The organism is Pyrinomonas sp. (assembly GCF_040289685.1).
GTDB lineage: Bacteria > Acidobacteriota > Blastocatellia > Pyrinomonadales > Pyrinomonadaceae > Pyrinomonas.
The window spans coordinates 1-9,678 of record NZ_PSLQ01000047.1 but is presented as its reverse complement, the minus strand read 5'-3'; the positions used below and the strand labels follow the sequence as shown (position 1 = coordinate 9,678).

At 60.9% G+C, this 9,678-nt stretch carries 6 protein-coding genes; 4 read left to right on the top strand and 2 right to left on the bottom strand.

Annotated features, from left to right (window positions below; translation table 11 throughout):
- Positions 1-203 precede the first annotated feature (203 nt).
- Both C4334_RS10460 and purH read left to right on the top strand, forming a co-directional pair.
- Positions 204-1,181, top strand: coding sequence for a VWA domain-containing protein (locus tag C4334_RS10460; protein WP_352432034.1), 978 nt, complete (start codon positions 204-206; stop codon positions 1,179-1,181).
- Between the two features lie 38 nt (positions 1,182-1,219).
- On the top strand, positions 1,220-2,803 hold the full coding sequence (gene purH, locus C4334_RS10455; protein WP_352432033.1) for a bifunctional phosphoribosylaminoimidazolecarboxamide formyltransferase/IMP cyclohydrolase: 1,584 nt from the start codon (positions 1,220-1,222) through the stop codon (positions 2,801-2,803).
- Positions 2,804-2,817: 14 nt separating this feature from the next.
- Here purH and C4334_RS10450 read toward each other — a convergent pair whose 3' ends face one another.
- A complete protein-coding gene (locus tag C4334_RS10450; protein ID WP_352432032.1) occupies positions 2,818-4,302 on the bottom strand; it encodes a hypothetical protein in 1,485 nt (494 codons plus the stop codon).
- Positions 4,303-4,509: 207 nt separating this feature from the next.
- Here C4334_RS10450 and C4334_RS10445 point away from each other — a divergent pair, with 207 nt between their 5' ends.
- A complete protein-coding gene (locus C4334_RS10445) occupies positions 4,510-5,697 on the top strand; it encodes a thiolase family protein (protein ID WP_352432031.1) in 1,188 nt (395 codons plus the stop codon).
- Between the two features lie 270 nt (positions 5,698-5,967).
- Complete coding sequence (locus C4334_RS10440; RefSeq protein WP_352432030.1) at positions 5,968-7,017, top strand: hypothetical protein; 1,050 nt, start codon at positions 5,968-5,970, stop codon at positions 7,015-7,017.
- 414 nt (positions 7,018-7,431) lie between these two features.
- Here C4334_RS10440 and C4334_RS10435 read toward each other — a convergent pair whose 3' ends face one another.
- Entirely contained in the window at positions 7,432-9,471 is a 2,040-nt protein-coding gene (locus C4334_RS10435; RefSeq protein ID WP_352432029.1) for a peptidylprolyl isomerase, read from the bottom strand.
- Between the last annotated feature and the right edge of the window lie 207 nt (positions 9,472-9,678).

Here is a 9,678-nt window from a genome sequence, read left to right as displayed (position 1 = left end):
CCTCCTTGTAAGAACGAACAGTATTGTATAGAATTTTCAGTTCGACGTGCCATTCCGTCTGAGTTCATCGTGCCGCTTCAAGGCGCTCCGGAGGAGAACAACGGTGAGTTTGGTCAAGATCGTCGTCATCACGCTCGTCGTCATCTTGAGCTTTCTTTTCCTAGGTCGCTTCTCGCTCTAAAGATCGAACGACGACCGCATCCATGTCTCCAACATTCAGCACGGAACTGATCCGGCGCGCGTTGACCGTTTGCCTCCTCGCCGCTCTGGTCGCAACGGGCCATGCGCAGCGCCTTCAAAACGAAGAAACGATCCGCATCAATACTAATCTCGTGACTGTCCCCGTGATCGTCACCGACCGCAACGGTCGGCGCGTCACCGGTCTTACCAAAGACGATTTTCTCTTGAGCGAGGATGGGCGTCCGGTGGCGATCGATTATTTCGCCCCCGGCTCCGAGCGCGTTGCGCTCGTCTTCGCGCTCGATGCCTCAGGCAGCGTGCGCGACATCATCGAACATCAACGCGAAGCGGCGCTGGCGATTCTCGGGCGCTTTCGCGTCTCGCGCGTCGCCGTCGTGCGGTTTCGCGATCGTCCAGAAGTGGCATTGCCTCTCACCGACGAAGTCGCACGCGCGCGCGCTGAGTTCCGCTTCCCGGCTCTGCCGAACCAGCGCACGGCCATTTTCGATGGGGCGACGGCTGCCGTCCGACTTTTCGGTGCAAAGGTTAATCCAGAAGAGCGACGCATCGTCATTTTGATCAGTGACGGACTCGACAACGCCAGTCGCCTTTCGGCGGAAGAGGCGATCGCGGAAGCGAACGCCCGACAAGTCTCCATTTACGTCATACATCTGCCTCTTTACGTGCCGCGCGACGGACATCTCGCCCCACGTCCACCGAGCAAAGGCTTCCGACAGCTCGCCGAACGCACTGGTGGGCGATACTTCCTCGTCGGCAACTCACGGACAGCGCTCGATCCGCGCGCCGAACTGGATCTGTCGCCGGTCTTCCGCGCCATCGCCGACGATTTGGCTAGTCAGTACGTGCTCGGTTACTACGCCGAGGAGCGAAGCGCAGGCGGTCGTTTCCATCGTCTCGAGGTGCGCCTGCGCCGCGCACGCGCCCTGCGCGCACGCGCCCTGCGCGAAGGTTACACGTCGCGCACGCCCGACGGTAACTGACATCTCAAAGCGGAGGAGACGGTTAAACGAAGAGGATCATGAAAGAGAACGGATTGAGGCACATAAGGCGCGCTCTGCTGAGCGTTTCCGACAAGTCTTCGCTCGTGGAATTTGCGCGCGCGTTGCAACGTTTCGGGATCGAACTGATCAGCACCGGCGGAACGGCGCGCGCGTTGCGCGAGGCCGGGTGTCAAGTGCTCGATGTCGCCGAGATCACGGGTGTTCCCGAAATGCTTGATGGTCGCGTCAAAACGCTTCATCCGCGCATTCACGGGGCAATCCTAGCTCGCCGTGACCGCGCTGATCACCTGCGCACGTTGCGCGAACACGGGATCGAGACTATCGACATGGTGGTCGTCAACCTCTATCCTTTCGAGCAGACCGTAGCGCAACCCGGAACGCCGCTTGAAGAAGCCATCGAGCAGATCGACATTGGTGGACCAGCCATGATCCGTTCGGCAGCGAAGAATTGGCAGGACGTCGCTGTGGTTGTCTCACCGGAACTATACGGCGAGGTCATCGCCGAACTAGAGCGTTGCGGCGGCGCGCTCACACGAGCCACTCGTTTGCGACTAGCCCGCCACGCCTTCGAGCGCACGGCGCACTACGATGCAGCGATCGCTGCCTATCTCGCTACGCAAGAAGAAGCGTCGGACGCAGAAAGAGGCGCCTCGAACGCGCCGCTCTTCCCTCCCTTGCTCGCCCTTCAGCTCCGCAAAACGCGCGACCTGCGCTACGGCGAAAACCCCCACCAAGCGGCGGCGCTTTATGCGTTCGATGAGGAGGGGGGCATCGCCCATGCCGCACAACTCTCCGGCAAGGAGATGTCTTTCAATAACTACATCGACGCAGATGCGGCGTGGCAACTGGTGAACGAGTTCTCCGAAACTGCTTGCGCCATCATCAAACACACCAACCCAGCGGGCGTCGCTCTGGGCACGACGCCAGAAGAGGCTTATCGCCGCGCGCTGGAGACCGATCCGATTTCCGCTTTCGGCGGCATCGTCGCCTTCAACCGCACGCTTGATGAGCGCGCGGCGCGCGCCGTCACCGAGATCTTCACCGAGGTAGTCATCGCCCCCGATTACGACCGAGAGGCGCTTGCCGTGCTTCGCAGCAAGAAGAGCCTGCGCGTGCTTCGCGTTGCGCCGCGCGATGAAGAAAGGGAGACCGAATGGCGAACCATCAGCGGCGGACTCCTCGTGCAAACGCGCGACCGCTTGCTACTCAACTACGAAGAACTGCGCACGGTGACGCGCCGCGCGCCGACCGCGGAAGAGATGGAAGCGCTGCTCTTCGCATGGACGGTCTGCAAACACACGAAATCGAACGCCATCGTTTACGCCCGCTTGGGGCAAACAGTGGGCGTTGGCGCTGGGCAGATGTCGCGCGTCGATTCGGTGCGCATTGGGGCGGCGCGCGCGCGTCTTCCACTGGACGGTTCAGTTCTCGCCTCGGATGCCTTCTTCCCCTTCCGCGACGGCATCGATGAAGCTGCGCGCCACGGCATCACGGCGGTGATTCAACCCGGTGGCTCCGTGCGCGACGAGGAGGTCATCGCCGCTGCTGATGAACACGGTCTGGCGATGATCTTCACGGGCGTGCGCCACTTCAAACACTGATCGAACGCGGCCAATCAATCCGGCACAGTCAGCAGCGTGCGACGGGCAACGCGCACGCCGACGCGCCAATCCTCGTTCAGATCGAGGCGGTAGATCTCAAGGCGCGGATCGATTAGGCGTGCAAGCCTCTGCGCGTTCTTCGAAAAGCAGAGCGTCGGTGCTGCCAAATAGACGATGGCGGGTAGATCAGCGATGGGCGCATCAGGGAAGAGCTTCGACAGGTGACCGGCACGTCGCTGCGCTTCAACTCGGCGCCAGTAATCCGCCCCTTGAAGCACGATCCCCGGATCCTCGTGCGCTTTCAACTCGATCACCACGATGCGGCCGTCTTTGCGTTGGGCCACGAGGTCGACCGGGCGCGCATCCTCTGCGTCGCGCGGCGTGCGCAGTTGCGCGTGCAGCGGCGAAAGCTTCAAGCCGGGATCGAGCGCATCGATTTTCCGCCGCAAGAGCGATTCGAGCCACGCTTCCGGCGCCGCACGGTAGAGCGCGTGATGTTTGAACAAAGCGTCGGCGCGCCGATGCTCCTTCAATTCCGCGATCAACCGAACCAGTTCGGGCCATGACTCTTCATCCAACACGCGCCGTGTGCCGACGCCGAACCAGGCGCGTTCGCAGCCAACGACGCGGCGCACGCGCGCAAAAGGCAACCCATGAAAGCGCAACGTCTCGCCGCCGCGCGTGCGCACGACATCGATCGCTTCGGGTGCCAGCGCGAGTAACTTTTGCGCGGTCCGGCTCATCTTCGTCGATGGCGTTGCCTGCAAAGGCACGGCGTTCGCGAGCAAATCAGCGAGCGAAGCGAATGGCAACGGATGAACCGCCTCGCCCCGCTCGTCCACTTCGAAGAGGCAGATCGCCTTCTGCCACTCGTCGCGCAAAAGCGCGAGGCGTTTTGCCATCGCCGCCCCAATCAACGGACCAACGGCCAGCGCGAATCTTTCCACCGGTTGCTTTCGTTCGCGCAAGCGCGCGAACCAGCCGAGCGAAGCGGCGAGAAAGGAATCCGCCTCCTGCAGCGAAATGTTCGTGATCGGTCCAGCGATAGCCAATCGCTCCGAGGCGTGCGCGATGATGATTCGCGCGTAACGACCTGCTCGCGTCGGACGCCGCGTTTGACTTAAACCGAGTTCGATGATGCGCGCGCCGGGCGGACAAAAGAGGGTGGCCAATCTTGCAGCGCGTGCCAGTCGGGCTTCTTTCACGCAAGCCACCGCTGTTTGGGCCGCCGCACGCGGGACGAGTTCGAGCCGTGTTCGTTCGGCTCCGCTCAGTCGTGCGACTTCGAGCACGAGCGAACTCCCATTCCGGCGATAGGTCACCACGCGCCAGACCAACGTCCCCTTACTGGTCCAGTAGCTGAAGAAGAGTCGTCCGTATTCGATGAAGACGTTCCAATCTCCGGCGCGCAAGCTCACGCTCGCGCCTCGTGAATCGGTGCAGATCCACTCCCGATGTTCGCCGAGCGCGGCGGAAAGCTCCGTCTCACCGCTCTGCATTGGTCTTGGCCTCCCGTAACCAACCGGCACGCCCTAACGCGGAAAGCGTTGGCAACGCGCACCGTTTCGCCTGCCCATCCACGACCAACTGGCATCCGACGCATGAAAGGCCGACGCACCGCCCTGCCTACGGCCCGCTTCTCCCACAACCGAAGCGCATGTTAACATCCTTCGGACGACGAAAGCACGAAACCTTTTGGAGCGAGAATGGCAAGCGAAAGAGTCTACCTATCCGGCGCTGTGCGCACGCCAATCGGGCGCTTTGGCGGCTCGCTGGCGCAACATACGGCGGCAGAGTTGGGGGCGGTGGTTGCTGCCGAGAGCCTGCGTCGAACAAGAATCGCTCCGCGAGATGTTCAAGAGGTGATTTGGGGATCGGCTCGTCAAGCCGGCCTCGGACCGAACGTCGCGCGCCAAATAGCTTATCGGGCCGATCTTCCGGAAGAAGTTCCCGCCTATACGGTCAACCAAGCTTGCGGATCGGGCTTGAAGGCGATTATCCTCGCAGCTCAAGAGATCATGCTGGGACGCGCCGAAGTCGTGCTCGCTGGTGGCGTCGAAACCATGTCGCGCGTGCCATATCTAGCCGAGGGCGTGCGGTGGGGCATGCGCATGGGCCATTCTCAACTGGTCGATGCCATGTACCGCGATGGGTTTCTCGATCCGCTATCCGGCATGTTGATGGGCGAGACGGCGGAAAAGCTCGCGCAGCTTTACGAGATTTCGCGCGAGGAGCAAGATCAATATGCGCTTCGGTCACAACAACGCGCCGCTGCCGCCATCGAGAGCGGACGCTTCGCGGCTGAGACGGTCCCGATCGAGATCAAAGGTCGCAAGGGCGAAACCGTGCTCTTCGCGCGCGACGAGCATCCGCGGCCTGAGACGACCATGGAAGCGCTGCGCCGTCTGCCGCCGGTCTTCGCAGCAAACGGCACCGTGACGGCTGGTAACTCTTCCGGCATCACGGATGGCGCCGCCGCGGTCGCGGTGTTGAGCGAAGAGGCCGTCTTGACCTTCAAGATCGAACCGCAAGCGCGCATCGTCGATTACGAAGTGGTCGGCGTCGCGCCAGATATCATGGGCATTGGACCAGTGCCCGCCGTGCGACGCTTGCTTGCGCGACAAAAGCTCTCGCTCGACGAAATCGACCTCGTCGAATTGAACGAAGCGTTCGCTGCACAAGTCATCGCTTGCGACCGCGAACTGCGCTTCGATCCGAACCGGCTAAACGTCAACGGCGGCGCCATCGCGCTCGGTCATCCGATCGGCTGTACGGGAGCGCGTATCGTCACGACGCTGCTTCACGAAATGGCACGGCGACATGCACGACGCGGGCTGGCGACGTTGTGCGTAAGCGGCGGAATGGGGTTGGCGCTGCTGGTCGAAGCGGTATGATCTGAGCAGCTCAGGCGATTGAGAGCCGATCGGTTGGCGAGCCGAAGAAATTTTGAAATCATCGAACCAAAATTTCCGTGCACGCCGTTTGATGGTTCGCCCTTTGCGAAGAAGTGCGAGCGGCGCTGAATCGAGCTAAAGGTATCCGCAATATGGCCGAATCCGGCGGACGAAAAGACCGCGCGTTCGCGCGGAAACATCTGCAACACGGCCAACCCGCGCGAGCGCGTGCGCATCCGAAGGCCAGACGACATGGGAGCGACGAAGATCATGAAGGCGAAAACTTTTCTTCTCAAAATCTTTCTTCTCTTTTCGATTCCGATCTTTCCCCTAGCGATCGTTTCGGCGCAACAGCGCCAGCAAAGAGCGCTGAATCAAACCTCGCCGCGCACAGCGCAAAAGAGCGCGCCCGCCGATCCGCTGTTGGCGGCCTTGCCGACATCTGACGCCGTCATGTTGGTGAACCTGACGCGCTTGCTCAACGACGCACTCCCACGCATATATGCGGGCGATCCAGCTAAACTCGCCAAAGTGAACGCCGAGATCGATGGCTTCCGCGCTCGCACGGGAATCGATCCGCGTTCGTTCGAGCGCGTCGCCGTTGGCGCTCGCTTCGTCAACACGCCGTCGGGAGCTTCTAAGATCGAGACCGTCGCGCTCGCGCACGGCAAATTCAATGCTGGCACCATGCTCGCCGCCGGACGGCTTGCGGCCAAGGGCAAATACCGCGAAGAGCAACATCAAGGCCGTTCGATCTACATTTTCACCATCGAAAATCAGACCAAACTTCTCGGCCTATTTCCGGCTCGACTAGGCGAGGTCGCCGTCGCCGAAATCGACGCCAACACTTTAGCCCTTGGCACACCGTCGCGCGTGCGCGCCGCTTTAATTGCCCAGCAAGGGACCGGGCGCGTCGACGGCGAGTTGGTCGCGCTGGCTACGCGCAACGGCAACGCCCTTATCGGATTTGGCGGAACTGTGCCGGATATCTCCAGTATGAACGTTTTGGGCAACGACGAAGTCTCGCGCGCCATCGCTGCCGTCCGACAGTTTTACGGTTCGATTGATACGACGGCACAAGGCTTCGAAATGCTATTGACGGCGCGTTCGCAATCGGCGGAGCAGGCTAAATACCTCGGCGACACGCTCGCTGCGATCAAACAGATCGGCGGAGCCATGGCTTCACAGCTTCCCGGCAATCGCGGGCGTCTTGCGCAAGTCGCGCTCGGCAACCTGAACATCACAACGCGAGGCAACGAGGTTCAGCTTCAACTGCAACTGCCGCAAGCCGAGGTGGGCAATCTAGTGCGCGAACTCTAACGCTTCCCTCCCCAGAGACAAGAACCACAACCTCTTGTGGGTTGACCGCAAGAGGTTGTGGTTCTCAGGGACAAAGTTGGACGGAAACGGCTCGGCCTTGCCTGCCAGTCGTCGCCGCCCATTCGATTCCCGTTCTACAACGTTAGGGGCACGCACGCCTCAAATGCGGCTTGCCCTTGTTGTTTCCCGCTTCATTCACTGCCTCTAGAGATGCAACCTCCGGCGTCTACCGCTCGCCACACCTTGCATCTTTCGCCAACCCGACCCTCGCGCTATCGGAGATGCAAACTCCGACTTCCACCGCCCGCGACGCGCCCACCGCGCCCAGCAGCGAAGGGACGAGAGGCCTTGGTTTGCTAACTCACTCGATCGCGCGCGACAGTGGAAGACGAGTCCTTGGAGCCTAAGCCGCGATTACGCGCTCTCCCTGCGCGAGAAGATGCGCCTCGGATCAACGAGCGATTCCGCTCGCTTCGCTCGATTCTCCGAGACGAATGGTTCCGAAGCCACTTTCTTCAGAATGTCCTCATAGACTTTGATCTTGCCTGCACGTTGCATGCGGGCGCGCGCTTCTTCGAGGAAGTCTTCGAAGATCTGCGCGCGACGTTCCGCCAGAGCCTCTTCCATCAGATCATCGCGCCGTTTGGCAAATTCAGTCAGATCGGCTTCGGTCCGTTTGTTGACCCCGACGACGACCCACGAATCGCCCATTTTGACCGGCTCTTTGCTCACTTGACCAGCTTGCAAACGGTAGATCGCTTCGTCGGCAGCCGGATTAGTCCCCACTTCGTTGAGCGGCGTTCCGAGCCTGTAATCGGCAGCCGTCTGCTCCTGCAAACCGTATTTTGCCGCCAGCGCTTTCAAATCGGCTGGGCTTTGCGCATTGGCGGCGATGTCGCGCGCCACTTGTTCGAGCTTCTCTGCGGCGCGCTCGCGCCGCAAACGGTTGCGCACGTCGTCGCGCACTTCCTCGAACTCGCGTATGCGCGGCTCCTTCCGATCGACTAGGAGCGGGATGGCGAAGCCATTGCGGACGCCGACCTTGTTTCCGACATCGCCTATCTCTTTGAGCTCTTCGATCGCGTCTTCGAACTGGGGATTGACGCCGATATTCGGCACATCATCGCCGCGCACGATGTAGGGCGTTTCGCGTACCATCTCGCGCGGCGACATGTTCGCTTCGGCGGCTAGCTGTTGAGCGACGCGCTCGACGTCCTTGGTCTCACGCAACATGGCAGCGGCGCGGTCAGCTAGCTGTGAAGCGGCGTTGTAAGAGAGGCGGTTGCGCAAAGAGACCTCCAGTTCGCGCTTCGCTTCTTCGAAAGTCTTCGGCACAGCGGCGCCGCGACGAAAGATGAAGTAGGCGTTGCCGTACTTGATCGGACCGATCACTTGGCCCTCTTCGGCATCGAGCGTCTGTTGCAACGGGTCATCCGGCTTGTTCGCGTTACGGCGCACCGGACGCGGTAAATACCCGCCTTCACGTGCCGTTGCCGGGTCTTCGGAGTTGCCACGCGCCGCCTCGGCAAAGGCTTGCTCGCTCGCCTTGCCGTCGGGGCCGCGCAGCTTCTGGACCAACTCATCAGCCTTGGCGCGAACCTCGGCGTCGAGTTCAGGCCGCGCCACTTTGAGCACGATCTGTTGCACGCGCACGCCCGCCAGTTTGTTCTCGGGCGAGAGCTTTTCGTACTCCGCGCGCAATTGCTCGTCGGAGAGCTTGATCTTTTGCCCGACCTTTTCCTGCTCGATGAACAGGTAACGGATCTTCTTCTGCGGCTCGTTGATGCGGAAGTCAGCCTTGTGCGCCTCATAGAAATCGCGCAACTCCTGTTCGGAAGGCTCAATGGTCTGCGCCAACTTGTCCGCTGTCACGGGCACATAGACGAGGTCGAATTTGGTGTTGCGCCGTCTGAAGTCGTCGAGCACCTCCTCTTCAGAGACCTGCACGCCAGCAGTGATGAACGCGCGTAGTTTCTCTTTGGTCAGTTCGATGCGAACTTGCCGCTCGAAGGCCTCGACGCTGCCGTAACGCCTGGTTACAGCTTCTCGGTAGCGGTCGAAGCCGACGAATTTGCCCGAAGCGTCGCTGTAAAGACGGCGTATCTGCTCCGCCACTTCCGCGTCGGAAGCGGCGAGACCGAGCCGCTCGGCCTCCTGAAACAGCACACGATCGTTGATCATCCCGTTGAGAATCCAACGGTCGCCGCCCAGTTGCAACAGCACCATCGGCCCGCCGAATCTCATCAGATAATCGTCTCGCACGAGACTGAAGTCGCCGACGGTGATCTTTTCGTCGCCGACGCGCGCCAGCGTCTGACGCGCTAAGGCCTGTGGATTCATGTAGTCCAAAGTTCCAGGGGCATAGAAGAAGATGAGGCTGATGCCCATCAACAGGGCGAAGCCGATGATGATGGCGCTTCGCGTCCGCTCCATGCGGCTCAAATATTTCAACATAGTTTGATCTCGTGTCTTCCGGAAGTAGACGCTTCGCACCATTGAAGCGTCTATCTGCGATTTGAAAAGCTGGATTGTAGCGGAGAGCGCATCGCCGTCGCAACCTCGCACTGGTGCGCTGTCGCGTAACCGATCTCGCCAAGGCCGTTCGCTTTAGAAAAACGGGGGAGCGCGAGTGGGCTGTAATCCCCCTCAATTCATTGAGGG

Excerpts from the sequence above, each read along its gene's own strand:
- C4334_RS10435 (WP_352432029.1), bottom strand. The coding sequence starts at position 9,471 with ATGTTGAAATATTTGAGCCGCATGGAGCGGACGCGAAGCGCCATCATC.
- purH (WP_352432033.1), top strand. The coding sequence starts at position 1,220 with ATGAAAGAGAACGGATTGAGGCACATAAGGCGCGCTCTGCTGAGCGTT.
- C4334_RS10445 (WP_352432031.1), top strand. The coding sequence starts at position 4,510 with ATGGCAAGCGAAAGAGTCTACCTATCCGGCGCTGTGCGCACGCCAATC.
- C4334_RS10460 (WP_352432034.1), top strand. The coding sequence starts at position 204 with ATGTCTCCAACATTCAGCACGGAACTGATCCGGCGCGCGTTGACCGTT.
- C4334_RS10450 (WP_352432032.1), bottom strand. The coding sequence starts at position 4,302 with ATGCAGAGCGGTGAGACGGAGCTTTCCGCCGCGCTCGGCGAACATCGG.
- C4334_RS10440 (WP_352432030.1), top strand. The coding sequence starts at position 5,968 with ATGAAGGCGAAAACTTTTCTTCTCAAAATCTTTCTTCTCTTTTCGATT.